The 26,072-nt window shown below is 37.2% G+C and carries 28 protein-coding genes and 1 riboswitch; of the genes, 27 read left to right on the top strand and 1 reads right to left on the bottom strand.

The features are described 5' to 3' along the window. Positions 1–18 precede the first annotated feature (18 nt). A complete protein-coding gene (locus B494_RS0100985; RefSeq protein WP_017470488.1) occupies positions 19–687 on the top strand; it encodes a reverse transcriptase-like protein in 669 nt (222 codons plus the stop codon). Between the two features lie 406 nt (positions 688–1,093). Continuing rightward, on the top strand, positions 1,094–4,684 hold the full coding sequence (locus B494_RS0100980) for an endo-1,4-beta-xylanase (protein ID WP_017470487.1): 3,591 nt from the start codon (positions 1,094–1,096) through the stop codon (positions 4,682–4,684). Between the two features lie 262 nt (positions 4,685–4,946). Here B494_RS0100980 and B494_RS0100975 read toward each other — a convergent pair whose 3' ends face one another. Next, positions 4,947–5,489: a Maf family nucleotide pyrophosphatase gene (locus tag B494_RS0100975; RefSeq protein WP_051128198.1), complete on the bottom strand. Its 543-nt coding sequence runs from the start codon at positions 5,487–5,489 to the stop codon at positions 4,947–4,949. A gap of 258 nt (positions 5,490–5,747) precedes the next feature. Between B494_RS0100975 and B494_RS0100970 the strand changes: the two genes are divergently transcribed. From B494_RS0100970 to B494_RS0100850, 25 genes are all read left to right on the top strand, one after another. Continuing rightward, a complete protein-coding gene (locus B494_RS0100970; RefSeq protein ID WP_017470485.1) occupies positions 5,748–6,368 on the top strand; it encodes a TetR/AcrR family transcriptional regulator in 621 nt (206 codons plus the stop codon). A 158-nt stretch (positions 6,369–6,526) separates the two neighbouring features. Continuing rightward, positions 6,527–7,381, top strand: a complete 855-nt coding sequence (locus tag B494_RS0100965) for an ABC transporter ATP-binding protein (RefSeq protein WP_017470484.1) — start codon at positions 6,527–6,529, stop codon at positions 7,379–7,381. Beyond that, positions 7,378–8,100 carry a fluoroquinolone export ABC transporter permease subunit gene (locus B494_RS18755; protein WP_017470483.1) on the top strand — a complete coding sequence of 241 codons (723 nt, stop codon included), beginning with the start codon at positions 7,378–7,380 and terminating at the stop codon, positions 8,098–8,100. Before B494_RS0100965 ends, B494_RS18755 begins: the two co-directional genes overlap by 4 nt. Then, a complete protein-coding gene (locus tag B494_RS18750; RefSeq protein WP_017470482.1) occupies positions 8,097–8,846 on the top strand; it encodes a hypothetical protein in 750 nt (249 codons plus the stop codon). The genes B494_RS18755 and B494_RS18750 overlap by 4 nt, the downstream gene beginning before the upstream one ends. Before the next feature lie 62 nt (positions 8,847–8,908). Next, a riboswitch (TPP riboswitch) is annotated at positions 8,909–9,020 on the top strand. A gap of 109 nt (positions 9,021–9,129) precedes the next feature. Further along, positions 9,130–10,098 (top strand): ABC transporter substrate-binding protein, encoded by a 969-nt coding sequence (locus B494_RS0100950; protein WP_017470481.1) that lies wholly within the window; start codon positions 9,130–9,132, stop codon positions 10,096–10,098. Between the two features lie 23 nt (positions 10,099–10,121). Next, a complete protein-coding gene (locus B494_RS0100945) occupies positions 10,122–10,892 on the top strand; it encodes an ABC transporter permease (RefSeq protein WP_017470480.1) in 771 nt (256 codons plus the stop codon). Then, positions 10,885–11,622, top strand: coding sequence for an ABC transporter ATP-binding protein (locus B494_RS0100940; protein WP_017470479.1), 738 nt, complete (start codon positions 10,885–10,887; stop codon positions 11,620–11,622). The genes B494_RS0100945 and B494_RS0100940 overlap by 8 nt, the downstream gene beginning before the upstream one ends. A gap of 259 nt (positions 11,623–11,881) precedes the next feature. Further along, positions 11,882–12,367 carry a sigma-70 family RNA polymerase sigma factor gene (locus B494_RS0100935; protein ID WP_017470478.1) on the top strand — a complete coding sequence of 162 codons (486 nt, stop codon included), beginning with the start codon at positions 11,882–11,884 and terminating at the stop codon, positions 12,365–12,367. Positions 12,368–12,848: 481 nt separating this feature from the next. Continuing rightward, positions 12,849–13,541: a hypothetical protein gene (locus tag B494_RS18745; protein ID WP_017470477.1), complete on the top strand. Its 693-nt coding sequence runs from the start codon at positions 12,849–12,851 to the stop codon at positions 13,539–13,541. Positions 13,542–14,049: 508 nt separating this feature from the next. Continuing rightward, a complete protein-coding gene (locus tag B494_RS0100920) occupies positions 14,050–14,364 on the top strand; it encodes a hypothetical protein (RefSeq protein ID WP_017470475.1) in 315 nt (104 codons plus the stop codon). A 76-nt stretch (positions 14,365–14,440) separates the two neighbouring features. Next, positions 14,441–15,796, top strand: coding sequence for an IS1182 family transposase (locus B494_RS0100915; RefSeq protein WP_017470474.1), 1,356 nt, complete (start codon positions 14,441–14,443; stop codon positions 15,794–15,796). 70 nt (positions 15,797–15,866) lie between these two features. Then, positions 15,867–16,304: a hypothetical protein gene (locus B494_RS0100910; RefSeq protein WP_144032148.1), complete on the top strand. Its 438-nt coding sequence runs from the start codon at positions 15,867–15,869 to the stop codon at positions 16,302–16,304. Positions 16,305–16,307: 3 nt separating this feature from the next. Then, entirely contained in the window at positions 16,308–16,598 is a 291-nt protein-coding gene (locus tag B494_RS0100905) for a DUF4176 domain-containing protein (protein ID WP_017470472.1), read from the top strand. A 428-nt stretch (positions 16,599–17,026) separates the two neighbouring features. Continuing rightward, a complete protein-coding gene (locus tag B494_RS18740) occupies positions 17,027–17,725 on the top strand; it encodes a hypothetical protein (RefSeq protein WP_017470471.1) in 699 nt (232 codons plus the stop codon). A gap of 50 nt (positions 17,726–17,775) precedes the next feature. Next, positions 17,776–17,892 carry a hypothetical protein gene (locus B494_RS21670; RefSeq protein ID WP_420884337.1) on the top strand — a complete coding sequence of 39 codons (117 nt, stop codon included), beginning with the start codon at positions 17,776–17,778 and terminating at the stop codon, positions 17,890–17,892. Positions 17,893–18,100: 208 nt separating this feature from the next. Continuing rightward, positions 18,101–18,757, top strand: a complete 657-nt coding sequence (locus B494_RS0100895; protein WP_017470470.1) for a hypothetical protein — start codon at positions 18,101–18,103, stop codon at positions 18,755–18,757. Beyond that, a complete protein-coding gene (locus B494_RS18735; protein ID WP_017470469.1) occupies positions 18,750–18,956 on the top strand; it encodes a hypothetical protein in 207 nt (68 codons plus the stop codon). Before B494_RS0100895 ends, B494_RS18735 begins: the two co-directional genes overlap by 8 nt. Beyond that, a complete protein-coding gene (locus tag B494_RS18730) occupies positions 18,917–20,653 on the top strand; it encodes a DUF6792 domain-containing protein (RefSeq protein ID WP_017470468.1) in 1,737 nt (578 codons plus the stop codon). The genes B494_RS18735 and B494_RS18730 overlap by 40 nt, the downstream gene beginning before the upstream one ends. Before the next feature lies 1 nt (position 20,654). After that, the gene (locus B494_RS0100885) at positions 20,655–21,002 is read left to right on the top strand and encodes a hypothetical protein (RefSeq protein ID WP_017470467.1); all 348 of its coding nucleotides are present in this window, start codon (positions 20,655–20,657) and stop codon (positions 21,000–21,002) included. A 467-nt stretch (positions 21,003–21,469) separates the two neighbouring features. Then, positions 21,470–21,733 carry a hypothetical protein gene (locus tag B494_RS0100880; protein WP_017470466.1) on the top strand — a complete coding sequence of 88 codons (264 nt, stop codon included), beginning with the start codon at positions 21,470–21,472 and terminating at the stop codon, positions 21,731–21,733. Beyond that, on the top strand, positions 21,723–21,917 hold the full coding sequence (locus B494_RS0100875) for a hypothetical protein (RefSeq protein ID WP_017470465.1): 195 nt from the start codon (positions 21,723–21,725) through the stop codon (positions 21,915–21,917). The genes B494_RS0100880 and B494_RS0100875 overlap by 11 nt, the downstream gene beginning before the upstream one ends. Positions 21,918–22,103: 186 nt before the next feature. Beyond that, complete coding sequence (locus tag B494_RS0100870) at positions 22,104–22,325, top strand: helix-turn-helix transcriptional regulator (protein WP_017470464.1); 222 nt, start codon at positions 22,104–22,106, stop codon at positions 22,323–22,325. Beyond that, the gene (locus tag B494_RS0100865; RefSeq protein ID WP_017470463.1) at positions 22,309–23,037 is read left to right on the top strand and encodes a DUF3169 family protein; all 729 of its coding nucleotides are present in this window, start codon (positions 22,309–22,311) and stop codon (positions 23,035–23,037) included. The genes B494_RS0100870 and B494_RS0100865 overlap by 17 nt, the downstream gene beginning before the upstream one ends. A 277-nt stretch (positions 23,038–23,314) precedes the next feature. Further along, positions 23,315–24,217 (top strand): acetamidase/formamidase family protein, encoded by a 903-nt coding sequence (locus tag B494_RS0100855; protein WP_017470461.1) that lies wholly within the window; start codon positions 23,315–23,317, stop codon positions 24,215–24,217. A 91-nt stretch (positions 24,218–24,308) separates the two neighbouring features. Next, positions 24,309–25,877 carry a gamma-glutamyltransferase family protein gene (locus B494_RS0100850; protein WP_051128213.1) on the top strand — a complete coding sequence of 523 codons (1,569 nt, stop codon included), beginning with the start codon at positions 24,309–24,311 and terminating at the stop codon, positions 25,875–25,877. Positions 25,878–26,072 lie beyond the last annotated feature (195 nt).

Genomic DNA, 26,072 nt, shown 5'->3' with positions numbered 1-26,072 from the left:
TATGGGGGTAGTAGCTTCTTGAAAGTAACTTTACATGTTCATTATCAGACACCCAATCATGTTGAAACGTTTTTTCAATCACAGCAATTGTCCATCTCTGAAGCGATTATTATTGCTGAAGATTTCATCAAAAGCGGTCGAGTGAAGTCACTGCATTTTGAAGATCCATATGATACGACTTTATCGTTAAAAGAGTTAAAGCAATACTTGGAAAAGTTTAAGCAAGACCCTCATGATATTACCCTTTATTTTGATGGTGGTTTTGATCATACAAATGGCATGGCTGGGCTTGGTATTGTGATTTATTATTACCAGAATAATAAATGCTTTCGCTTACGAAAAAATGCACGTGTGCGTGAATTAGTTTCAAACAATGAAGCCGAGTATGCTGCATTAGAATTAGCTATTCGTGAATTGGAAGGCATGGCGATTCATCATCAGGATATCACGATACGTGGTGATGCTAAAGTAGTAATTAATCAACTGTTAGGTGAATGGCCATGTCTCGACACTGTTTTAAATCAGTGGATCGATCGAATTGAGGCACGGCTAGAACAATGCCATTTAAAACCTAGTTATGACGTCATTGGGAGAAAGTTGAATCAAGAAGCAGACCGACTAGCCTCACAGGCGTTAGATGAAACATATATTGAAAGTATGGTAGAAATTGAGAATGATCCATCGTGAATGGCGGGTTTTGACTACTTCATTGCTAAGATGGCTTAAATGCAATTGGAGTAGTTACTAAACGTAAAGGCAAATATACATGGATAGCACTTGAGGTGAATGATCAGATCAATAGTCATTCGCTTTTTTGGTGTGGGATTATTGAATGTGAGAGATAATCTTTGGAAGAAAGACGCGACTGTATATGTAGCTTTCAGACTTTAGCTAGGTGCCAATCATGATATGACTATACTTTTTAAGTCTATTATTGGTAAATGGTTATAGTTTGTAAGGATTGATATATAATATTTGGGGTTCCTTTTTATGTAAGCGCTTTATAAAATGGTAGGTGTAAGAAATATGGTGAGTGAGGAGGTTGTCGTGTTAACTTACTGATCTGATCTAATCATTGAGGAGGATAATTCAAGTGAAAAGTGGTCGAGGAAAACGATTCATTAACTTGAGTGTTTGTTTTTTATTGCTAATGCCTTTTTTGAATTTTAGACTTGAGCTGATTAAAGCAATGGAACAAACAACTGCCGGGCAACCAAGTATCATCTATCAAGAGAATTTTGCAGATAGTTTAGGTATTATTGAGCATGCTGGAGATGCTAGTTTAGAAGTCATGAGTAAGGCATTTGAAGGTAACGATAATGATCAAGCTGTTTATATTAGTAATAGGGTTAATAATTGGGATGGCGTTGATCTTAAGTTTAGCGATGCCGACATGGAAGATGGTAACACATATACAATAACAGTGTTAGGATTTGTCGATGAAGATGAGAATGTTAGTGATGATGCACAAGTGTATCTGCAATTGATTGATAGTTATGACTGGATTGCTGGAGCAGATTTAAGGGCAGGTGATAGTTTTACATTAACTGGTCAATATACAGTTGATCGGAGTCGAGACACTGCCTTGCGAATTCAATCCAACACGACAGCGGCCGATGTTCCGTTTTATATTGGACACATTGTCATTGAACATGAACAGCCATCAACAGGTAATGAAGATATAGTAGATCAACGTGACCCCGCTCAAGACTTCACGCTTATAGACTTTGAAGATCAAACAAAAAGTAACTTTGAACGACGTGGGGACACAGAAGTACTTACGGTAACAGATGAAGCAAACCATACATCAGGTGGTCGTTACGCATTAAAAGTGACGGAAAGAACCGAGAATTGGCATGGACCAGCTTTACGGATAGAACCTTATATTGATATTGGACAACAATATGATATATCTGTTTGGGTGAAGCTAGATAGCCCTGCTAACGCACAACTTCAGTTATCTACACAAATTGGAAGTGATGATCAAGCGAGCTATCAGACGATTCAGAGTAAAACGATCCAGGCGTCAGATGGTTGGGTTCAATTAGAAGGTAGTTATCGCTACAATAGCGTTGGTGATGAATATGTCACCATCTATGTCGAAAGTTCAGAACATCGCACAGCCTCTTTTTACATTGATGATATAACAATCGAACGATCTGACAGGGATACTATTGATACTGAAAGAGATCTGACACCAATTAAAGACGTGTATAAGGATGACTTTTTAATTGGTAATGCCGTATCGGCTAATGATTTTCAAGGGTCTAGACTCGAGCTTTTGACAATGCACCATCAATTAGTCACTGCTGAAAATGCAATGAAACCGGATTACGCATACGATATCAATAGGGAATTTGATTTTCAAAGTTCTAATCAGCTCGTTGAACAAATAGTAGAACACGACTTACTCCTTCACGGTCATGTGCTCGTTTGGCATCAACAGTCACCAGAATGGCTTCATTCAGATCAAGATGGTCAACCATTAAGCCGATCCGAAGCATTGACAAACTTGGAACGACATATTGAAAACGTGCTAATCAATTATGGGGAGCATGCTATGTCCTGGGATGTTGTCAATGAAGCAATGTTAGATAATCCGTCCAACCCCTCAGATTGGCGAGCCTCTTTACGGCGCTCTGGTTGGTACCATGCGATTGGTGATGATTACGTTGAACAAGCTTTTCTAATCGCCAAAAGGGTGATTGATGAAAATGGCTGGGATATTAAGCTGTACTACAATGACTACAATGATGACAATCAAAACAAAGCAGAAGCGATTTATCAAATGGTTAAAGAAATCAATGAAAATTACGCAGCATCACACCATGGTGAACGTCTTATCGATGGTATTGGTATGCAAGCGCATTACAATTTAAATACAAATCCTGCAAATGTTCGTCTCTCAATTGAAAAATTTATTTCGCTTGGTGTTGAAGTAGGGGTGACTGAACTTGATATTATGGCAGGTAATGACCATGTTTTAACAGATGAACAAGCAAATGCACAGGCTTATTTATATGCGCGTTTGTTTCAAATTTATAAGCAGTATGCTGATCATATTTCGCGTGTGACATTCTGGGGATTGAATGATGGGTCAAGTTGGAGATCGGAACAGAATCCACTGGTGTTTGACGGAGATTTACAAGCCAAACCCGCTTATTATGCGATTATCGACCCAGATACATTTATCGAGTCTTATGAAGTAGAAGAAACCGAGGCAAATCAGGGTAAAGCAATCAATGGAACACCGGTTATTGACGGTGAGATTGATCCAATATGGGCGGAGGCTCCGCCATTAGCAGTCAATCGTTATCAAATGGCATGGCAAGGGGCAACTGGAGTTGCTCGGGTGTTGTGGGATCACGATCATTTATATGTATTATTCGAGGTCAATGGTGTTGAATTCGACAAGTCAAGTGATCATCCTTGGGAGCAAGATTCGATTGAAGTATTTATTGATGAAAAAAATGATAAGACCACCTTTTATCAGGAAGACGATGGCCAATATCGGGTAAACTTTGATAATGAAACATCGTTTAACCCAATCCACATTAGTGAAGGATTTGAATCTGCAACCCGCGTTGATCGAGAGGGAAATAGCTATACGGTTGAAATGAAGATTCCATTCAGAACAATTAACCCTGAAGTTAAGCAATCGATCGGTTTTGATTTGCAAATAAATGATGCTAAAGATGGTGCGCGTCAGAGCATTGCAGCATGGAATGATACGACAGGTCAAGCGTTCCAAGATCCATCAGTTTTTGGTGTGCTCACTTTGGTAGAAGCGATCGAAGACCAAGAACAACCGCCAAAAGAAATCGTCATAGATGCTAATGAAACGGTTACTGTTTTCGCTAATCAAAAAGTTAGTGTACGCGATCGAGATATTTCGATTGAAATGCCTGAAGATTTACCACTCGGGACTAAGATTCGCGTTACGTTAATTGAAGATGTAATTGATGCGATATCTAAGCAGAATAGACCACTAACAAAAGCTGGTGATGTAGTAACCGTAGACCTTGTTTTTCCAGAAGGTGATCAAGACTATCAAGGTGCCTTTATCCTTGAACTAGGTTATGATCAGGACCTTGAATTTGCCTCGATCTTTTACCAAGATGAAGCGTCAAATAGATGGGAGCGTCGAGGTGGTAAACGAAACCTTGAGACCGGTGTCATTGCGTTAACGGTTCCTGGCTTTTCTACTTATGGTGTTTTTGTTGATAATTGGGAATCTGTAATTGAGGATTTAGAAGATCATCTTAGACAATTACTTGATAGGTTAGATCAACTTGAAAAGCAGGGTTATCCAACAGCTAACTTACGTCAATTATTAACGGATTTAGAGCATGATATTGATCAACTACGTGCCGACAATGATAATCTCGATCAATTAATAACAGCGTTATTAACCCGTTTGCAAGCACTAGAAACGGAACTTAATCATTTTGAGGATGACTTGCAAGATAATGGCTCTATACCAGATGATCAAGAAACAGACCTAGAGCAAATCAAAGACAAAAACGACTTAAATCAAGATAATCAGATAGTGACTACAGGTGAAGCATTACCAGCTACCGCCACATCATTACACAACTATTTGTTGCTAGGTGCTTTCATATTGATTGTCGGTGTTGGACTATATCTTTACTATTACTATCGAAAAAAACAAAAAATGCAGTAAAAACGAAAAGAGAAGTGGCGAGCTCGTCATTTCTCTTTCTTAAAAATAGTCCTCAGTAAAACACCACCTCAAAATAGAAAGTAGAGCAAATCTACTGAGGCAGGTGATAACGCACGTAAATGTCCTGATTGACACCGAACAAGCAGTGCATGAAGAAAAAACGAAAACACCCGTGCATGAAGGTTCGTTTTATTACGCTAATTTGACAGTAGAAGCATACCAAATCGACGACAATCGATGGTCGCAACTATATTGCGATCGACTAAAAGGCTTTTAGTTTTTGTAAAATATGTGATATAGGTAAACCCATCACATTGTAGTAATCACCATTAATTTTCTTAACAAATTGAGCACCAAGACTTTGTATACCATAGCCACCTGCTTTATCATATGCATCATTGGTTTCGAGATAGCTATTAATTTCTTGATCGTTAAGTGTCCAGAACTCAACATCTGTTTTTTCTACAAAGGCACGCTCACAGTGCACTGATCGCAACATGACCCCCGTGTAAACCGTGTGTACGGTTCCACTTAAAGCCTTCAACATCGCGAATGCTTCCGTCTTACTGTTTGGTTTTTCAAATATCCTATGATTGAACGAAACTACTGTATCAGCAGTTAAAATAACTTCTTGCCTATCTAAAATTTGTAGATCGTCGTTTTTCAATTTAGCAAGTGTCGCTACTTTTTCAATGGGATCTTGTAATTGAACTTGCGATTCATCAACGTCTGGGATACGGCGTTCAAATGGCAATTGAACAATTTTTAATATGTCTTGGCGTCGGGGGGAAGAAGAACCTAATATTAATTTTACTGAGTCGCTGATTGTTAAAGCACCTCCTGATCTTTTTTGTTGATCGTCTTGGTCGGTTGTAAAGGGTTAGGTGTGTTTAGGAGCCGTTACCATGTATTATATCAATATTCTTAAAAGATAAAACACCATCGTATGAGAAAAGAAGCAATTACAGCACTGTTCAGTGCACACTAAATATAGCTATTGACTATTTATGAATATATGAATAAAATAAAAATATATTCACATACATGGAATGAGGGTTTAACTATGTCACCTAGAGGTTTTTCAGAGCATGAACGTGAGCGTATTCATCAGGCGTTAAAAAAGACTGGTCGTCATTTGTTTGAAACAGTGGGGATAAACAAGACAAGCATAAAAGATTTGACTGATCAAACAGGCATCGCCCAAGGCTCATTTTATAAATTTTTTAGTTCAAAAGAGCATTTATATTTCAGTTTATTAGAGGAAGATGAACAAGCGATTCATGAGAAACTAGCAGCTAAATTTGCTAGTACACAAGTTATAAATCAACAGGCTTTTTGTACCATCGTGAAAACGGGTATTGATTTAATCGAAGCTTACCCGCTAGTCAAACAAATTCTACTTACAGATCAATTACAAGCGCTCGCAAGTCGCTTACCAAGTGAAGTTTTAACCGAACACTTTCAAACAGATTCTATCTTTTTTGAACATGTATTTGAACAATGGAAAAATGACAACCTTATTGATAGAAAATTACCGACGAACGTCATTGTAGCAGCGATGCGTGCACTTGTTATTCTGTTAGCGCATAAGCGAGAAATAGGCGAAGCGACTTTTGATGAGGTATTAAATTTATTAATTGAAGGCTTAGCAAGTCGATTGTTTATCACAGATACTCGTCCATAAAACACCCGCCTCAAACGAGTGGGCAGACCTCGGTTATTTAGGCGGGAGCTAACGGACGCTAATGTCCTGATTTTCTCAACAGCCCATCATCGGGAAAAGATTGAAAACGCCCACTGCTTGAAGGCTTGTTTTAAAAATAACGAAGGGATTGAAAAGGAATGATACATGTTTGTGATTTGAGCTTTACTTACCCAAAGACGAACAAATCTTCATTAACAAATCTTAATTTTTCAGTTAACAAAGGTGAAATATTTGGTATTTTAGGTCCTTCTGGAGCTGGTAAAAGCACGCTGCAAAAGGTCCTATTGGGTGTGTTACCGGGTTATAGTGGCACTGTTAAGGTGATGGGGCAGCATGTTAAGCAATTAAAATCAGATTTCTATCAGCAGCTTGGTGTATCATTTGAAGTGCCTAATTTTTATCAAAAGTTTACGGTCATTGAGAATTTGACATTCTTTCGTTCTTTTTACCAAAACCATACTATTGACATAATAACCTTGCTTGAGGCGGTTAACTTAATTGAAGCAAAGCATCAACGTGTTAGCAATCTCTCAAAGGGGATGAAAATGCGCCTAAATATTTGTCGGGCTTTTTTACATGATCCGGACCTTATTTTTTTAGATGAACCAACTGCGGGCTTAGATCCTGTTAATACTAAAGATGTCATGACTTTGATTAAACAAAAGCAAGCAGAAGGAAAAACACTGATCATCAATACCCATAACATGCAAGTTGCTGAATATTTATGTGATCGAGTCGCTTTTATTGTGGATGGTGAAATAAAAAAGATTGTTGAACCGAAAGCAGGCCTTGATCAGTTAAATGATAAATCTGTCCGCATCACGTATCGTCAAGATCGAACGCAAAAAACAAAAAAATTCCCACTTAATAACCTAAAAGATAATCATGATTTTTTAGCCATTCTTAGCTTGAATACGATTACTGCAATAGAAACAGAACAACAAAGTCTTGAACAGTTATTTATTGAGGTGACAGGGAGGGGCTTGGAATGATTAACAAATTGCTTATCCAAGATATAAGATTCCAATTTAGGCACGGTTTTTACTATGCCTACCTTGTTGTGACACTGGTATATATCGGCCTTTTATTATTACTTCCCTATTCATATAGAGTGCCACTTACGTTACTGGTTGTCTTTACTGATCCAGCAGCTTTGGGTTTCTTTTTTGTTGGTGCAATCCTATTGCTCGAACGCAATCAGCATTTATTAACCTATATCTTTGTTACGCCGATTCGAATCACCGTGTTCCTTTTTTCAAAATTACTTTCACTTTTTCTTATTAGTCTATTAACAAGTGTCATCATTGTTATGGTAGTGATCGGTTCCTCAACTTCTTATTTTCAACTAGTAAGTGTGTTGTTATTAACAAGCTGCTTTTTTACATTATGCGGTTTATACTTAGCGGTTACTGCTCAAACGTTAAATCATTTTTTGTTTCAAGCGATTCTATTAATGCTTGGTTTATATTTACCATTGCTTAGCTACTTTCAAATATGGAATCTATCATTCATGCATATCTTCCCTACATATTCAGCGGTATTTTTGTTGCAAGGCGCTCTACAGGGAGGCTGGTCTTATTTTAATCAATACTTCCTGATGCATACGAGTTTATTGCTTATTTGGAATGTCATTGCTTTTTTCTTAACTTATCAGCGTTTTAAACGTTATATGTTACCGAACCAAGGTGATGGGAGGGAGCTATCGCTATGAAAAAACAATGGCGTGAATTTGTTAAAGCAGATCTTAAAAATGTTTATCGTGATCCTATGCTTGGGCTCGTTTTGCTGATTCCGGTCTTTATGGATTTACTAGTCAGATTTGGTTTGCCTTGGTTAGACATACAATTACGCGGATTTTTAACATTTTCGATACTTGAACATCTTGACTTTATTAAAACGATGATCCTTGTGATGACACCATTAATGATGGGTATGGTAATAGGCTTACTATTACTTGATGAAAAAGACGATGGCATCTTGGATTATTTTGCGATCACCCCTTTTAAAAAATGGGGATACCTTATATATCGGATTACGATTCCTGCGTTACTAACTTTTGTGGTCACCCTTTTTCAAGCGATGGCTTTCTTTCATTCAAATGAGGTGAATGGGATTGGATTAGTTTTAGCGCTGCTGTTAAGTTCATTAATCGGCAGCCTAATTACAATGTATTTAGCTGTACTAGCTAAAAACAAAGTAGAGGGTATGGCCTATGCAAAACTCATTTCCATTTTCATGGCTGGACCGATCATTTGTTATATGATTGACTCCGTATGGACATTTTTTGCCTACACCCTACCATTCACATGGGTGTCCGCGTTGATTTATCAGATGATAAGTGGGATGACTGCAAATCTATTTTTATTTGAAAATAAGTTGTTCCTCTTTATTGGTGGCGGTTTAACAGGTGGTCTTTGGTTACTCTTTTTCTATCAGAAACTAATGAAAACCGTTTAGTTTTCAAAAAAAGGTTGAATCCTTTCCTTTTTTCCGTCACAATAGATATGTACAATTAAATAAAAAAGATGTAGGGGGACTGGTGTTGCCGGTTGAGATAGTATCCATAGAAGATACTGACCCTTTGAACCTGATCTGGTTGAGACCAGCGTAGGGAACATAGGTTAACACGATTTTGATGTGATAATTTATGCGCCTAGGCTTTGCTTAGGCGCTTTTCAATTGTTTATCTTTGTCGTGATACGATTATGTTCCTCCCTACCAAAAAAGGAGGACTTTTTTTATGAGGAAAATTTGGTTGATGATGATGTTACTTATCTTGATTGGCTGTGAGCAAACTCAAGATGCAGCTGCCAATCCACAGTTGTCGGTTATGCTTGATTGGACACCGAATACGAACCATACAGGGCTTTATGTTGCACAAGAACAAGGCTACTTTGAAGCAGAAGGATTAGATGTTGAAATATTACTTCCTGGACAAACGGGTGCTGACCAAGTGGTTGCTTCAGGGCAAGCTGATATTGGTATTGGTTCACAACAAGCGGTGACGTTGGCACGTGCGCAAGATGTACCGATTGTATCTGTTGCAGCAATTATTCAACACAATACATCTGGCTTTGCTGCCCCTGTAGATCGATCGATAACTTCACCAAGTGATTTTGAAGGAAAGACGTATGGTGGCTGGGGTGATCCGATTGAAGAAGCAATGTTGGATGCGTTGATGATGAGAGATCAAGCGGATATTGATCAAGTAGAGATCATCAACATTGGACAAGCCGATTTCTTTACTTCGGTAGAACGAGATGTAGATTTTGTTTGGATTTACTACGGATGGACCGGGATTGAAGCTGAAGTGCGTGGCGTTGATTTAGATATTTTGTATTTAACCGATTATGCAGAAGAACTGGATTATTATACACCGGTCTTTTTCGCGAATGAAAAGTTAATTGATGAAGATCCAGAAGTAATAGAGAAATTTGTGGCAGCAGTTGCTAAAGGCTATCAAGATGCGATCCAAGATCCAGATCTAGCGGCCAGTATATTACTTGATGCCGCCCCCGATTTGGATGAGGAGCTTGTTTATGCTAGCCAAGCATGGTTGGCTGACTGGTATCAAGCAGAAGCTGATCAGTGGGGGATCCAACAATTAGAGGTATGGCAAAACTATGCCAATTGGTTAGATGATAACGGCTTAATCGAGCATAACCCAGATGTTAGTAAAGCGTTTACGAATCAATTTTTACCAGAGTAATCAGAGTGTTAGGAGTTGAATCGATGGGTTTATCAATAAAAAAATCATTTGCCCCATTCATATTTATCATCATATTGCTTGTGATTTGGGAGCTTGCCACACGTATGTTAGTCATTCCAACTTGGTTATTACCAGCGCCAAGTTTAATTAGTAAAGAAATGATTACAAGTTGGCCAACATTTCAACAGCATTTCTTTGCAACGACACAACTAGCAGTGATCGGTTTTATTATAGGGGTTAGCTTTGGCTTATTGCTTGCCCTTATTTTACACATGTTCCCACGGATTAGGGCGACCATTTATCCTTTGTTGATCATGTCGCAAAACATTCCGATTATTGTATTAGCCCCACTACTAGTAATCTGGTTCGGATTCGGTATTTTTCCGAAAATTTTCGTGATTATTTTGGTTTGTTTTTTTCCAATTGTGATTGCAACATTAGATGGCTTGGCACAAACGAGTCAAGAATTGATGCATTATATGCAGATGGCTGGAGCATCAAAGCGTCAGATTTTCTTTAAGTTAGAACTGCCCCACGCATTATCCGCAATATTTTCAGGTATAAAGATCGCCGCTACATATAGTGTGATGGGGGCGGTTATTTCCGAGTGGCTGGGAGCCAATCGTGGTATGGGTTTATACATGACACTTGCACAATCCTCATTTCGAACAGATCGTGTTTTTGTAGCAATCGTATTTATTATGCTGCTATGTTTATGCTTTTTCACAATTATTTTGTTGATTGAGCATCAGTTAGTAAAGGGGACAAAGAAAGGATCGGCAGAGTATGAGTAACTTAGTCATTAAACAATTATCAAAATCATTTGGTTCAAAAAAGGTGCTTGACCAAATTTCTTTTGATGTTAAAGTGGGTGAATTTGTCTCAATCCTTGGACCGTCCGGAAGCGGTAAAAGTACTTTATTCAACCTTATTGGTGGGCGATACCTTCCAGATCAAGGAGATATTCTAATCGACAATAAGTCCATTGTAGGTAAGGCGGGGCAAATGAGCTATATGCCACAAAGTCCCTCCCTGTTTCCTTGGCGCACGATCATGAAAAATATCGTGTTAGGGGCGGAGTTAAAAGGCAAGCCCGATTTAGCTTTAGCTGAGCAAATGTTGAAGAAAGCGGGCTTAACTGAGGTAGCGGATGCCTATCCAAGCGCGCTTTCTGGTGGGATGAAACAACGTGCGGCCTTTATTCGAGCCTTGCTAAGTCCACAAGATTTACTTTGTTTAGATGAACCCTTTTCAGCGTTAGATGAATTCACTCGATTAGATATGCAAAATTGGCTATTATCGGTTTGGGAAACCTATCGGAAATCTGTTTTATTTATTACACATAGTATCGAAGAAGCCCTTTATTTATCTGATCGTATTGTTATTTTAAATACAAATCCTGCGCGAATAAAAGCCGTATTTGAACCGAAGTTTGAAAGACCCCGACCTCCCGAGTTGTTATTGACCGATGATTTTCTAGCTTGGAAACGGCGCATTTACCAAACCATTAAAACTGATGATTAACAAGCGAAGGCACTAAGCGTGTCTTCTTTTTTTGGCTTTTATCGAATCATCCGATAAAATTACGCCTGGTTTAGTGAAAAAGTAAGTATTGGAGATCGATTCGTTAACATTCGTCATCATTCTAGTCAAAATCGACAAGCTAAGATAGCGAATCCTCTACCAGTCTTGCCTTTTTAGTATATGTAATTCGTTGGTAGTTAACGATATACTAGCTTCACCGCGGAATAATATATCAGGTACCTGGTTTTAGGAGCGCAATATGAAGCGAGATTTCAATAAGCTATTAAATGATTTTGAACCAATGATCTTTCATCTTTTGAACAAATATCAAGTGTGTGATCATGACGATGAATTTTATCAAGAATTAACCATCACATTATGGTTAGCCTCGATACATTATCAACCTGGAAAAATGAAATTCTCAACATATGCTTATAACAAGATGCGTTACCGCTTGTTAGACTTGTTTAGAAAAAACTACCGAACGCACCGACAAGAGCAGAAAATCTATCATGAAACACAGTCAAACGCTATTTACTATGAAAGCGGCTATGATCATGATTATGTTCTTCTTGACCAAATCAAAGGACGCTTAACAGGCAAGGAATGGACTTGGTTTCAAGGTGCAATTTTACAAGGTAAGACCTTAGTTCAAATTGGACAAGATAGCCATGTCACGGCGAATGCAGTTAAGCATTGGAAACGCAAAGCAGTGAAAAAAATAATTCCGATCATTTCAAGTTAAAACAAGTGATCTGCAAAACCGTTTAAATTCTCCCTTTCCCTTTTAAGCAGGAATGATGGTAAGGCAGTGTATCTTGGCAAAAACGTAATTGAACTAAAAAAACAAAGAGGGCAATGTTAGCAAAATAAAACGAACGTTCAATCAAGGAATGTTATCGTTCTTCTCTTAAAGGATTGGTCATTAGGTGAATTAAGATATTAGCATCCGTTAGCTCCCACCCAAATAGAAGCGTTCTGTTCTCTATTTTGAGGTGGGCTTTTTACGGACGGCTATCTATGATAAACAGTGATTGAATCAAACATGTTGTGAACATCACATTGAAGACTACTTATTGATTAAACGATAGTGTTAAAAATAACAGGTAGTGTAGCTTTGATATTTTGGCCTTTATCCCTATTTTCCTTAATTATCTCATGCTATAAAATGTAAGAAGTATTGCAATTCTACTTACATTTTATAGATAAGGCAATGGAGGTATTTAATGAATCAAATGATTATAGGTCTTTTTTGTTTAATGTTATTAACAACTGATCAGTTCAATCAAGATGTCCGCCCAAAAGATATCGATCCAGAATATTTACCAGACGTTCCCGCATTTCAAGACGAAGCGACCCGTGAATTTCTCGTATCGACTGAAGAAGTTGAGCCAGGCTTTTATTTAATGGAGTCTAGATTAGAAGGTTATCAGATGATGTTTCCTGAAAATGGTGTTTTTTCTGTTGATTTTTCGTCTATATCAGATCAAAATGTAGAGACATTTACATTTAAGGATACAAGTATGGATAAAGACATACACGTAAGTGGTCAAGTGCGTTATCATAGAAATCAATCTTATTTAGCCAATATAGATTTCATGTTAAATAGTGTAAAAGGAAGAAATGGTTACGAAGGTAAATTTGAAAAGAGTTCAACAGAGGATAAAGATATATATCATGGTGAAGAATTACTAACAGTAGAAGCAGGTGATAATATATCTGATGTATATCGGTATGTCGGCTATATAGAATCAAAAGAAAATGATTTTTTAGCAATTGATTATAACTTTTCCATCTTTTGTTTCAATGATAAAGAAGAGGTATGTTTAAGTGGGGTAAATGCGAAAAAAGATCAAGTCGAGAAAATGATTGATTCAATTAGCTTTATCAATCAAGAGGAAGCTGAGCGCAATGAGTGAAGATGTGTTTGAGAATGAAGTAATACAATAAACAAGTCAAAACCGCTGAGCAAGAAACAGATAACTTATATAAAAAAGATTAAGTTAGTGTAGGATTAACCTATTCTAGTGCGCATGCTTGTCAGCTGATTAATGGTTTAATAAGTAATATTCAAAGTGCTTGATACCCTTTATTATCAACCAGTAGTTTATTTAGTACTAGTTTAAATGATTTAAAGATAGCCATGTAGGATTTTTGTATTAAGTATAGCGACAGTTAGTTTGGAAGGAAGCTATCGGTTACCTATAGGAACAGATAAAATTTGGTTTAAAGAACCTAAATTTACTTCTAATAATGGTGATTTAGATAGAATTTCAAAAGATTTTTAGATGGATTGATAGCTGTAGAGTTTAGTCAAGAAGCTTTGGTTGTTTTTTTAGAAAAAACGAAAGTCAAAGTTATAACAGAAGGCAAAAATATAGGTGAATCATCTAATTCTTTTAAATCATTAAAAGGAGTATTTGGAAAGTGAAAAATCATAATAAATACGTTATAGAAGCAATTGAGAGAATGAATATACGTTACTATAAAATTGAAATAGATGGGAAATGGTATGTTGTTGATTACTCAAATCCTCAAGATATTAGAAATTATTTTCCGGGTTTATTTCCAGATGTACAGGTTAAGTGGAAAATGTATGATGCTGAACCGTTAAATTATCCAGAAAAAATAAAGAAAAAGAAATATCATAGCAAGGTAAGATGGGACATAGTATTTTTTTTCTTATATTTGAGTGAATTTCATAATTCAGAGTCCTTGAGCCCCAACGAGTTTGAGAGATAAAAAAGGAAGTACCTCCCCAAATCTTGTATAATGGTAGTTGAGAGACAACCAAAAAAAGACTGGAGGAGTACCCCTTATGACCATTATACGACAACAAAACTTATTTGGCATCCAAGAATTATACGAGATGGAACCTACCCAACGTTATGAAGCCATTATTTCAGCAATAGATTTGGATGCTATCTACCATGAAATAAACAAAAAATCCCGACTTGGTGCACCCGTAGCGTTGAATTATGCGGCGATGATTATTTCTATGTTTGTACGAATCGTTGAGCGCATTCCGACGATGAAGGACCTGATCAAACGTCTGAATGATGACGTTCTATTTAAGTTGAATTGTGGGTTTCTTGTGTCTGACAACACTCCCTCTGAAGCTGCCTATTCACGACTTATAACGAAACTGAGTGCCTCTGATGTGTTAGAGAAGTCACAAGAGAAAGTTGTTCTTCAAGCCATTGCTGAAGGCTTTATTATGGATGACACCGTCGCTATTGACGCCACCCATTTTGAAGCACGTGATCAAGCACCACCAAAAGAAGAAAAGCCAAAAGCAGAGCCTAACAAGCGCGGGCGCAAACCAAAAGACGAGCGAGAACAATGGCTGATGGAACAAGCAGAAAAGGAAGCAAAACTTCCCCTTTACGAAAAGAAAATAGAAGCTCAGTTGGATGTTCCTTTACATGAGTTACGTTCGGAAGTTCCTCAAGACCCTAAATGGGGTGTGAAAAAGAACAGCGAAGGAAAAAATGTCTTTTGGTACGGCTACAAAGGTCACTTAGCTGTTGGAACATCCAGTCAGTACATTTTACAGTCTCTTTTTTCTTCTGGCAGTCTCAATGATGGAAAAGCAGCTATTCCTTTATTAAAGGGAGTGGATGAATGCCTATCCTTGCCTTTTTTGACCTACCAGACAATGGATGCAGGATATGACTACGCCCCTATTTATGTTCAAGTTCATCGAATGGGAAACCAATCTGTCATTGCTTATAATAAGAAAAATGAAGCAGAACCCATTGGGTTTGATAAACACTTTGCCCCAACCTGTTTTAGGGAACATTCCTATCGTTATGATAGTTTTTATGCCAAGTATGAAACGTTGAAATACACAAGACCAAAAGAATGTAGCGACTGTCCTTTAGCTAACGAAAGTATTTGCCAAAAGGTTTATAAAGTAAAAATCACGACAGATCTCCGAAAATATACAGCCCCAGCTCGTGGGTCAAAAGCGTGGAAACATATATCAAAGCGCCGCTCAGCAGTAGAACGCGTCAATGGTTATCTAAAGGAATATTTTCAACTGGACAATGTGCGTTATCGAACTGGAAAACGAGCAAAAGTTCATTTTGACATCGTCACGCTTGTTTATAATGCATCAAAATTAGCAAGTGATCGTGTGAATTTAGTGTTAAATCAGCAACAAGTTGCTTAAAAAAACTTTTTAAAACGATATCACTAAAATTCTGTAGGTCTTTAAATTTTTAAAAAGATGAATTATGAAATTGATTCAGTTATTTAATATAAGTGTTTTTCCGGAAAAATACAATTTATCAGAATTGACATATGATCCTAAGATTTTAGAAAACTGGCTGATTATAATGGGATTCGTTTTTGCTGGAGCGATAATAACTTTTATATGTTTAAATATGATGGTAACGTCAATTAAAACGCCAATCAATAATACAGCATTTTATTGGTTAGAAAAAATTGAAAAAAAGCCCCGAAAAAATAATAAGTTGAAAATCCTTATATTTTTGGAGTGGCTTGTTTGTGCCATGCTAGCATTTGGCGGTTTTGCTTTGGTAGGTTTTGCAAGCTCTAGTTATTCTCAGTTAATTGTATTCTTTATTATACCAACATATGGAATATTGTTCGGCAAATTTATAAGGTTTGATTCAGCGAAAAGTAATAAATATAAAATCATTAAAAAGGAGAATTAAGATATGTTACCAATTGGGAGTATCGTTTATTTATCAGAAGGAAATCAAAAAATTATGGTGTTAAACAGAGGTCCATTAGCTGAACAAAATGGAGAAAAAGTGTTTTTTGATTATACGGGTTCAATGTATCCTTCTGGACTAGATGTTGATGAAGTATATTATTTCAACCATGAAGATATAGATCAAGTCGTTTTTGAGGGGTTCAAAGACGATGATGAGAAAAGATTTGTAGAATTATACAAAAAATGGGTTAAAGATAATCAAAGTAAAATAAAGCGTGGTAAAACAGAGTAATCGTTATTTAATTGCTTGATTAACATAATCAAATGTTATAACAAGTTGTTGATATAGCGTAGTTTAGAAGTCGTAATTTGTGAATTTCAAAGGTTCTACCTAAAAATAAAAAGCAAAACCTTGATTTAATATGGATTTGTTTTTTTTATAATGTGTGTAATTAAGAATCATTGAACTAGAATATACTTATCGTCATGCGTTTGATACGACTGATAAAGCTAAACTTGATCAAGCCAAGGCAGATTTTAAAGTAGATGTACGCCGAATATATCTTGAAGTCATCTGTTAAAAAACCCTGGTTTTTAGTTTTTTATTTCCAAATTTAGTCTTTATCCCTATGTTATCTGATATGTTCGATAGTATAGAATATAAGAATCCATGTTAAGTGAAAGAAAGCTATATTTTGTATAGATATACGGAGGGTCATGATGAAGAAAATGCGTGCTTTTATCGGTTTATTTCTTTTGCTGTTAGCGGGATGCCAAATGAACCAAGATGTCCGCCCAAAAGATATCGACCCAGAAGATTTACCAGACGTTCCTGCATTTCAAGATGAAGCGACCCGTGAATTTCTCGTATCGACTGAAGAAGTTGAGCCAGGCTTGTATTTAATAGAATCTAAATTACAAGGTTTTCAGATGTTGTTTCCGGAAGAAGGAATTTACTCAAAAAGTCTATCGACAATAGAAAATCAAGGGAAATTTGAAATGTTTACTTACGAAGAATTTAGTGATGATAGAGAATTGCAAGTCGGGGGGAAAATCAGATATCGCTTACACCAATCTTATTTACCCAATCCGGATTTTGAGTTGGATAGAATAAGAAGAAGGACAGATTTCCAAGGTGAATTTAATTTAAAAGAAACATCAGATAAGAAAATATATTTTGGTGAAGAAATGAAAACAGTAGAAGCAGATAGTAACGAACAAGAGGTTAATAACTTTTATGGTTACATAGAGTCAAAAGGTAAAGACTTTTTAACAGTTGAATATTATTTTTTCATATTCTGTTTTAATGATGATAAAGATATATGTTTGAAAAAGGTAGATGAGAAAAAGGAGCAGATACAGAAAATAATCGATTCAATAACCTTTATTTATCAAGAGGAAGCAGATCGCGATGAGTGAAGATCTGTTAGAGAATGAAATTGTTAAATTAAGAATCATTGAATTAGGCGATTTACTTATCTGATCCTGACAATCAGATCAACCAAGTCCATATTATTTCACAGGGCAGTGTTGGGGTCGAAGATTGGTTAGATCACGGTTTAAAGTATTGCTTATTTGATTTATAGAGTTATTGACCTATTAAAAAAGACCTGGTTTTTAGTTTTCGACTTCCAAATTTAGTCTTTACCCCTATTTATCTGATGTGTTCGTTATTATAGAATATAAGAATCAATGTGAAGTGAAAGCTATATTTTGTATGATATACGGAGGGTCATGATGAAGAAAATGCTTGCTTTTATCGGTTTATTTTTTTTGCTGTTAGGAGGTTGCCAAATGAAGCAAGATGTCCGCCCCAAAGATATTGATCCAGAAGATTTACCAGATGTTCCTGCATTTCAAGACGAAGCGACCCGTGAATTTCTCGTATCGACTGAAGAAGTTGAGCCGGGTTTTTATTTAATGGAGTCTAGATTAGAAGGTTATCAGATGTTGTTTCCAGCAGGTGGTCGATATCTTCAAGATATTTCATCGATTAGCAATCAAGGAAATGTGGAAACTGTTACGTTTGAGGATTTTGATGAGGAAATTAGTGCTAAGATAAGAGGTCAGATAAGATATCATCGCAATCAATCCTATTTGGCTAATCCCAATTTAACTTACCCAGATTTTATGTTAGATGATGTGAGAGCGAGAACGGGATATGAAGGAGCGTTCGAACAAGAAAAAATGGAAGATAAAGTTGTCTATTTTGGAAGTCAACCACTCACATTTCAAGAAGAAGGTTATGTATCAGAAGCATATATTCATGTGGGCTACATTGAGCCTAGAACGGATCAATATCTAGCAATTGATTATAGTTTCTCACTATTCTGTTATAGAGAGAATGCTGAAGGTTGTTCTCAAAATATAGCTGATAAAGAAGAACAAATAAGTAAAATGATTGATTCAATTACGTTTATTTACCAAGAGGAAGCAGATAGCGATGAGTGAAGATCTGTTAGAGAATGAAACCGTTAAATTAAGAATTATTGAATTAGAATATACTTATCGTAACGCGTTTGATACGACTGATAAAGCTAAACTGGATCAAGCTAAGCAGATTTTGAAGCAGATGTACGCCGGATATATCTTGAAGAAACACGTCAATATTTGCCGGATCATATTGACATTTATCCATCAAGTGAATTAATCAAATACAATGATGACTTACCAGAAGATATTCGCCAATCTGGTTACGATGGCACGGCGATTTATCTGTCTGATTCTGACAATAAGATTAACCAAGTCCATATTATTTCGCAAGGCAGTGTCGGAACCGAAGATTGGTTAGATAACTTTTTCAATATTTTTCTTGGCATTGAACAAAGTCAAATTGGAGCAACAGAAGAATTTGTTAGCAGAGTTCAAGCTAAAGTAGATGATAGTGATGACTTATTAACGTTTGCCTTAGGTCATTCAAAAGCTTTCAATAATATTTTGGTGGTACACCTGACAGAAGGTATATTTGATGGGATTTATGGTGTTAATGGGGCACAAGTTGGTGTAAAACAAATTATAGAGGCTGATCGCAGTTTACGTATTTACTTAAGAAATAAATTCGGTGCGGATTTTTCTTCCATCCCCACCGATGAGCTCCGCCGGGCGATCATTAAGTATTACGACAACAAAGGCGTTACCGACAATATCATTCATCGGATTTCTGAAGATGATCCGCTTTATGGGATTTCAGGAATTGGCAACTTTGTTTTATTTGGATTTGATGAAGCGATGTTGATTGATACCCACCCAGAAGTAAATGGTATACAAGCGATTATCGATCAACTTGATGAAGATGTTGTTCGGGTAATCCAACAGTTCCTTCGCCAATATCGAGACGATTATCAACTTAATGGACCTGAGGGTTTTCTCAAAGCCGTAACAGGGATTGACATTGAGTTGGTAAATCAATTTAGAGAGGCTGAAGGATGGATAGAAAATGGCGCTGTCGCTTTGACGAACTGGGATGATTTTATTACTATGATCACTGTCGTTATGCGGAAATTACCTGCATTTCTGGCGATCGCCAATCTGATTATTACCAATGCCGATACAATCATTGATGGGTTGTTAGAGAATGGCTATATTGATCAAAAAACAAGTGAAAAGTTACGGGCTGAAATTGAATCAATTAAAATAAATGTAGAGCAGATAGAAACTAGTTATTATCAATTGCTAAACTTAGATCCAAGTCTAGGGGGTGTAGCCATTGCTCTTATGTTGGATATCTATGACAACGCTATGGAAAGCTGGGATTCGTTCGGCGTATTGGGTGAAGAATTAGCAGAAGCGCTCGACCTGATTGAGTCTGGTCACAAGATTGAGCCGATTCTAAACCAATTAGCTGAAGAAACTGGTGTGAGCTATAGGGGTGGTGACCTACATTATCGTGGGGCTCCTTCATCAGATCAAGAGATTAAGTGGAACATTACATCAGTCGTTCGCCTTTATCAAAAGGGGCTAGCCAAACTGGAGGAAATGGAAGAATCGATTCAAAAGTATGGTAACCAATACGAAGGTGAGATTAATGAAGATTTTGATTTAAAAAGTCAAGCACTTCAGCGGCAAATTGACTATATGGAAGAGAACCCTTCCCTCTTCCAACATGCCTTTAGCTTATATTTTGCTAACCGTAAGTATGCTTATGGTTTGGGCAAGTTAGTAAAAATCGACGTACAAGAAGAGATGCCGACAACCGCTCTACCAGATCATGAGCTGATTACAAAGGAAATGAAGGCACAAACCACGGTATATCGAAATTATTTAACGCATGTTCGTGAAAAAGTAGAAGAACTATTTGAAGAAGAGTATAACGTTTCTCAATTATTTGATTTTCAAATGGGAGGTTAGTATGGACCAACTCACTTATAATACAGATATAATCGAAGCTCAGTATCGTTTTTTACAAGATGATACGATGCTTGAAAAAATGCAATGTTTAGAACGGTCGATAGAAGAAATACATGATCAGTTTACTGAATTGGAAGGTTTAATTACTGATGAGGTGGACAAACAAAGTGGAGAAGTTGCAGAAACAATTATAAAAGAAACGAAGCAAAAAATATCGGTAACAAGTCAAGTGTTTACAGAAGTTCAAGTGATACAGCGTCAAGATGTTCTCAGTTATCGAGATATTGTTGAGACATTACGTGAGCAACCGGTTATATTACATTATCAAACGCCTTTACCGCCATCATAATTATTTTATTACAGATAACCGTCCGTAAAATACTTAGCTCAAAATAGAGAACAGAGGTAAATCTATTGAAGGGGGCACTCATGCTCTGATTCACTCAATCCCCCACTGTGATTGAAAGTTCGTTTTATAGTTAAGAGCCCAAAATAGGGCTTTTTTTATTTGTTATAGTGGCATTTGAGTTGAATCAAATCGCTAATATGATAAAATGAATGTAATTTAACACTGTAAGTTTATCACAGGTGACCGTCTGTGAAACACTCACCTTAAAATAGAGCGTAGAGCAAATCTATTGTGGTGGAGCTAATGGATGCTAATGTCCTGATCCATTCAGCTATTAATCGGTGGATGATAAGAACGTAGACTAAAACCGCCATATTGTGTGGTAATGTCTACATGAGCCACGACTTGTAGCTCCCTGTCCACTGATTGAAGGTTCGTTACCAATTGATATTGAGGATGGCGTTATTATGTTGTTATTGAAAAAAGGGTGGCATCTCTTTAAGGCTAATGCTTATTATATTTATCTCGTTGTTGCTATTTTGTTAACTGGAACGGCGTTATATGTTTTACTTGAACCACGTCTAGGTTTACATAGAGAAGGGCGAGAAACGATTACGCAATTGTTTTACCTTTACCTTGTGGTCGCGTTAATTAATTATGGATATTTTTGGTTCTACAAGCGGAAGCATTGTAAAAAGCAACGAGCGGAGGATACAGGGAATGAAGGATAATAAAATGGATTGGCGGATCTTTCATGGAACGATGATAGGTTTTTATTTACTCGGTTTAATCGCTTTTTTACTAATTGGTGATTTAACGGAAACAATTAATCAAGTGTTATTTGGTCTTTTTTTCTTAATCGTTTTACGTGAAGTGATTCGCTTTATCAAGAGGCTAAAGACAACTGAAAAATAAGGTTGCGTTCACTTAATTAGGTTAACATAGCTAGTATAAGTGAATGGGAGCCTTCCACCATTATTATAATCGTAACATAATACATGAATCTTCATTTGACAAGTATACTTGTCATTTTTTATACTAATATATGACAAATAAAGTTGTCATTATGACCAATATGATTGTCGGTATAGGAGGATTAGGATGCCGCTGAAAAATACATTAAAAGTACATCGGGCCAAACTGGGTTTGAATCAAGCTGAAATGGGTAAGCGAATAGGGGTTTCACGGCAAACGATTAGCTTGATTGAACGAGGTGATTACTCACCATCTGTCACACTGGCATTGAAAATTGCTAAAGCATGTGATGTTTCAGTAGAAGAGATATTTTATTATAAGGAGGACAATGATGAAGGGGATGCGTGATTTCGGGAAATTATTACTTTGGTTAGTGTTAGGTGGGGTAGCAGGCTTCCTACTTGTTTTTGTGTTCGAAGCTTTAGCGAGCTTATGGTATATCGTTGTTCCATATACAGATGTTTTGGTTGAACAAATCTTTTGGTTGCAAGTAGGTTTAGTCATTATCTTTTATTTTCCAGCTTTATTTTTGAGCGTGCGTGCGAAAAAATGGATGAATAGAATAAACACTGATCTTGATTTAGAAGATGATACCTTCGATAAACGCGTCGAACAAATGATTTATCGCTCGTTGCTATTTAATCGATTGTTTTATGTATTTAGCTTCACATTGTTTGGTTTATCGATTGATGGTCGTAATCAATGGATAATTGGTTCTATTCTTATTTTTGTAATTTTCTGCGTAGCTAGTTCCTTAAATGAAGTTAAGGCGGTAAGAATGGTTCAAAAGAAAGACCCAATGAAAAAAGGTGATCCAACATCCTTTAAATATGCCAAAGAATTATTGGAAAGTTTAGATGAAGCGGAAAAATTAATCATTTATAAGACAGGTTACCACACGTTTAAATTTATGGAATTTGCTTTAATAGTAATATTTGGGTTTGCTTTTTTCACCAAAACCATTTTTAATACGGGTAACGCGCCGATACTCGTGATTGGGCTAATTTGGTTAGTTCAATCGATTGTTTATTTCTGTTATGCAAAGAAATTCGACAGTTAAAAATAAATATAACCACTACTTAAAGAGGACATGGTAATATGTTCTCTTTTTTTGTTTTCGACTCTATTAAACACAAAACAGTTGCGTGATTTAAGAAAAGATATTCAAATTATTTTCCAAGATCCTTTTGGTTCTTTAAATCAACCGATAACGGTGGGAACGATGTTGAATAAGATTGTGAAACTCCATAACTTTGTTCCAAGGAAGGAGATTTTAATCGATATGCAGAAACTATTAAGTGGCTTGCCATTTTGCAGATTAAAGGAGGTTCTCTTAAGTGACAACATATTTAGCAAAACAAAATCCGATATATACGTTTGATCAACATCACCAACCGGTGTTAACGGTACATTCTGGTGAGACGGTAACGATAGAAACATATGATTGTTTTAAAAATCAATTGATATCCCCAACTGATCGTGTTGATAAACTCAATTGGGATCAGGTCAATCCAGCAACGGGTCCCATCTATGTAGAAGACGCTTGTGCGGGTGATATACTTAAAGTAACGATTGATCGGATCAAGCTCGTTGATCAAGGGGTAATGGCGGTTATTCCAAATTCAGGTGTACTTGGTGATCAAATAAAGCAGCCGATGACTAAGATCATGCCAATTAAAGACGATAAGGTTATTTTTAATGAGCGCATTCAATTCCCCTTACGTCCAATGATTGGTGTCATTGGCGTCGCACCTAAAGGTGAACCGATTCCATGCGGCACCCCAGATTCGCACGGTGGTAATATGGATAACACGATGATAGCTGAAGGTGCAACATTGTACTTACCCGTCCAAGTCGAAGGTGGCTTATTCGCTTTAGGAGATTTACATGCGGCGATGGGTGATGGAGAAATATCGGTAACAGGCGTTGAAATTGCTGGTGAAGTGACGGTAACTTTAGAGCTTATTAAAGCAAAGTCGATAAATAATCCAGCGCTAGAAAATGACCAATTTATTAGCACCATTGCATCTGCACTTACGCTAGATGAAGCGGTCCAACAGTCGGTTCAAGATATGGTTAGTCTCCTCAAAGATAAGTTGGCACTTGACTTTGCAACACTAACGATGTTGTTTAGTGCTATCGGTCAGACAGAAATATGTCAAGTCGTTGATCCGCTAGTAACAGCACGATTTGTTCTACCTAAATGGTTGTTACAACAAGATCATATCGATTTTATCTAAAATCGATTCATTAAATAGTAGTGAAAATACTGGGGAGTGAAGCAACGTGAATAATACAGATTACTTAAATTATCCTAACCCGTCAAAACGCATGACGACATTTGCAAAAAAAGGAATGGTTGCAACAAGTCAACCTTTAGCCGCTGAAATAGGTCGAGATATCCTTAAGCAAGGTGGAAATGCAGTTGATGCTGCTATTGCAACAGCTGCAGCATTAACTGTACTTGAACCTACTTCAAATGGATTGGGTAGCGATGCTTTTGCACTGGTCTGGATCAACAATAAGTTACATGGTCTTAATGCAAGTGGTAAGTCACCGCAATCGATTTCAATAGAAGCGGTTAAAGCCAAAGGATATGAGGAGATGCCAACATATGGATGGACACCAGTCACTGTTCCAGGTGCACCGGGGGCTTGGGCTTCGTTATCTGAAAAATTTGGTCGTTTGCCGTTTGCTGACTTATTAGCACCAGCGATCCGCTATGCTGAAGAGGGCTATCCGATTAGTCCTATCCTAGGTGATATGTGGAATCGTGCGTATCGTCGTTTTAAAGACAGACTGACTGGCCCAGAGTATGCCAATTGGTTTAACACCTTTGCTCCCAATGGATTACCACCACAAATTGGTCAATTATGGCGTGCACCGGATCATGCGCAGACCCTAAAGGAAATAGCGGAAACAAAGGCAGAGAGTTTTTATCGGGGAATGTTAGCTAAACAAATCACTAGAGAGGCTAGTCGGTATGGTGGTTTTATTACCGAAGCTGATTTAGCAGGTTATCAGCCGGAATGGGTAGATCCAATCTCTGTTAATTATCGTGGTTATAATGTATGGGAGATCCCACCCAATGGACAAGGGATCATTGCCCTGCTTGGCTTGAATATCCTAAAAGGTTTTACGTTTGATAATCCTTATTCTGTTGAGCGTTACCATAAGCAGATTGAAGCGATGAAACTTGCATTTATCGATGGAAAAAAATTCATTACCGATCCGGATAAGATGACCACTCATGTTGATGGGTTATTAAGTGATACATATGCATTGGAACGCCTGAAACTTATTGGAGAAGAGGCTGCTATGCCTGAACCAGGCACACCTCCTCAAGGCGGGACGGTTTATTTAGCTACAGCTGATCAGGAGGGCAATATGGTTTCATTTATCCAAAGCAACTACATGGGCTTTGGCTCGGGGATTGTTGTGGAAGATACGGGGATTTCACTGCAAAATCGAGGAGCTGACTTTTCATTAGATCCACATCATCAAAATGCACTGGCTGGGGGTAAGAAGAGCTATCATACCATCATTCCAGGATTTTTAACGAAAGACAATCAAGCGATCGGTCCTTTTGGTGTGATGGGGGGCTATATGCAACCTCAAGGGCATCTACAGCTGATTATGAATACGATAGATCTCAACCTCAATCCACAGGCTGCACTAGACGCTCCACGTTGGCAATGGATTGAAGGGAAAAAGGTTTATGTTGAACCGCATTTCCCAATAGATATTGCTCAAGCACTTGCCCGCAAAGGCCACCAAATAGAAGTGGCATTAGAATCGATTAGTTTTGGTAGGGGACAGATTATTTGGCGTGACCCCAAGACAGGTGTATTAAAAGGTGGGACAGAATCACGAACAGATGGCCATATTGCGTCGTGGTAAGAGCAAGACTTTCTATAAGTGAATGGTTATAGATAATCACACAACTTTAGTAACTAAATAAAGCATTTAATCTACCTCGTTGTAAACCGCGCAACTGTTCGCACATGATCATGGATAAATTAAAATAGCGAATAATGATTTATGTAATTAACGATCAAATGAATGCTCTTCAATCTTTTAAGTAAAATGATGGGC

The sequence above is a fragment of the Amphibacillus jilinensis Y1 genome (genome assembly GCF_000306965.1).
GTDB classification, from domain to species: domain Bacteria; phylum Bacillota; class Bacilli; order Bacillales; family Amphibacillaceae; genus Amphibacillus_C; species Amphibacillus_C jilinensis.
Note: the sequence above shows the minus strand (reverse complement) of the source record. Positions and strands in the feature narration are given on the sequence as shown.